The organism is Pseudogracilibacillus sp. ICA-222130 (assembly GCF_037892545.1).
Classification (GTDB): Bacteria; Bacillota; Bacilli; order Bacillales; family Amphibacillaceae; genus Pseudogracilibacillus.
Map to the genome: position 1 here is coordinate 1 of NZ_JBBKBG010000086.1, position 474 is coordinate 474.

Consider the following 474-nt stretch of genomic DNA (forward strand, 5'->3'; position numbering starts at 1 on the left):
TACCTCACAAAGTAAGGTTATTTTGAATCCTTGTTTTTGAAGCTTTTTAACGGTTTGGTATTCTGCTTCATACCGCATTTGCGTGACATCAACTCTCTTTCCACTTCGTCTAACTTTTTTAGCGCAGCGTTCTCCGTTTCAAGATACTCATTTCGCGCTTTCAATGCTTCAATCTCTGTGCGTAACCTTTCTTCATCTGTTTGAATGCTGTCTGGTTTCCCGCGCCCACGTCCATCAATCAGTCCAGTAGGACCATGTTCTTTGTATTTCTGTACCCACGAATAGACATTATTATAGGGAACACGATACTTTTCAGCGGTTTCTTTATACGACAATCCATTAGCTAAGCAATCTTTGACAATCTTTACTTTTTCATCATGTGTTACGTTTCTACTTTTCATTATATACACCTCGGGTTTTGGAGAATATGTTTTTATTCCTTCCCCCTTAGTATACTTGATAATCCATGTTCGG

The 474-nt window shown here is 38.8% G+C and carries 1 protein-coding gene; it reads right to left on the bottom strand.

The genetic code is table 11. The annotated features are described in order from the left end of the window. Positions 1-17 precede the first annotated feature (17 nt). Positions 18-474, bottom strand: a 457-nt coding sequence (locus WKT09_RS13735; RefSeq protein WP_340416564.1) for a helix-turn-helix domain-containing protein, incomplete at its 5' end; no start/stop codon positions are given.